This window comes from Pseudomonas sp. NPDC089534 (genome assembly GCF_044749305.1).
GTDB classification, from domain to species: domain Bacteria; phylum Pseudomonadota; class Gammaproteobacteria; order Pseudomonadales; family Pseudomonadaceae; genus Aquipseudomonas; species Aquipseudomonas ekonensis.
Genome location: NZ_JBIVHR010000218.1, coordinates 1 through 1,274, shown reverse-complemented (window position 1 = coordinate 1,274; position 1,274 = coordinate 1). Strand labels below are relative to the sequence as shown.

Sequence of the window (1,274 nt, the reverse complement as noted above, 5' to 3'; positions counted from 1 at the left end):
CCATCTGCTGATCGAAGGCATGCTCATCAGCGCCCGCGCGCTGAAGACCTACCGCGGCTACATCTTCCTGCGCGGCGAGTACACCACCGCCGCCAAGCACCTGAACCGTGCCGTGGAAGAAGCCAAGGCCGCCGGCCTGCTGGGCAAGAACATCCTGGGCAGCGGCTTCGATTTCGAGCTGTTCGTCCACACCGGCGCCGGGCGCTACATCTGCGGCGAAGAGACCGCGCTGATCAACTCCCTGGAAGGCCGCCGCGCCAACCCGCGCTCCAAGCCGCCCTTCCCTGCCGCCGTCGGCGTGTGGGGCAAGCCGACCTGCGTGAACAACGTCGAGACCCTGTGCAACGTGCCGGCGATCATCGCCGACGGCGTGGACTGGTACAAATCGTTGGCCCGCGACGGCAGCGAAGACATGGGCACCAAGCTCATGGGCTTCTCCGGCAAGGTCAAGAACCCCGGCCTGTGGGAGCTGCCGTTCGGCGTGACCGCCCGCGAGCTGTTCGAGGACTACGCCGGCGGCATGCGCGACGGCTACAAGCTCAAGGCCTGGCAGCCTGGCGGCGCCGGCACCGGCTTCCTGCTGCCGGAGCACCTCGATGCGCAGATGTACGCCGGCGGCATCGCCAAGGTGGGCACCCGTATGGGCACCGGCCTGGCCATGGCGGTGGACGACAGCATCAACATGGTGTCCCTGCTGCGCAACATGGAGCAGTTCTTCGCCCGCGAGTCCTGCGGTTTCTGCACCCCTTGCCGCGACGGCCTGCCATGGAGCGTCAAGCTGCTGATGGCCCTCGAGAAGGGCCAGGGCCAGCCGGGCGACATCGAGACCCTGCTGGGTCTGGTGGGTTTCCTCGGCCCGGGCAAGACCTTCTGTGCCCACGCACCGGGTGCCGTGGAGCCGCTGGGCAGCGCGATCAAATATTTCCGCCCGGAGTTCGAGGCCGGCATCGCGCCTGCAAGCGCCGCCGTCCCGCCTCTGGCGAAGCCGATCACCGTCGGCGCGTAAACGCTTAAAGAAAGGCGAAGGGTCCGTGCCCTTCGCCTTGCGTCCGATGACGCCTTTCGGGGCTGGTTGGATTCGGACGGACAACAAGATTCCATTAGCCACGCCCGCTGACACCGGGCCAACGAAGACCTTTGAACCATGGCCACTATCCACGTAGACGGCAAAGCGCTCGAAGTCGACGGGGCAGACAACCTGTTACAGGCATGTCTGTCGCTGGGCCTCGACATCCCTTATTTCTGCTGGCACCCCGACGCTACCGAGCGCGGGG

The 1,274-nt window shown here is 66.3% G+C and carries 2 protein-coding genes; both read left to right on the top strand.

Annotated features, from left to right (window positions below):
- A partial coding sequence (locus ACIP0B_RS28520) for an NADH-ubiquinone oxidoreductase-F iron-sulfur binding region domain-containing protein (protein ID WP_400838552.1) occupies positions 1-1,006 on the top strand: 1,006 nt, incomplete at its 5' end.
- A 138-nt stretch (positions 1,007-1,144) separates the two neighbouring features.
- Positions 1,145-1,274, top strand: a 130-nt coding sequence (locus ACIP0B_RS28515; RefSeq protein ID WP_400838555.1) for a 2Fe-2S iron-sulfur cluster-binding protein, incomplete at its 3' end; no start/stop codon positions are given.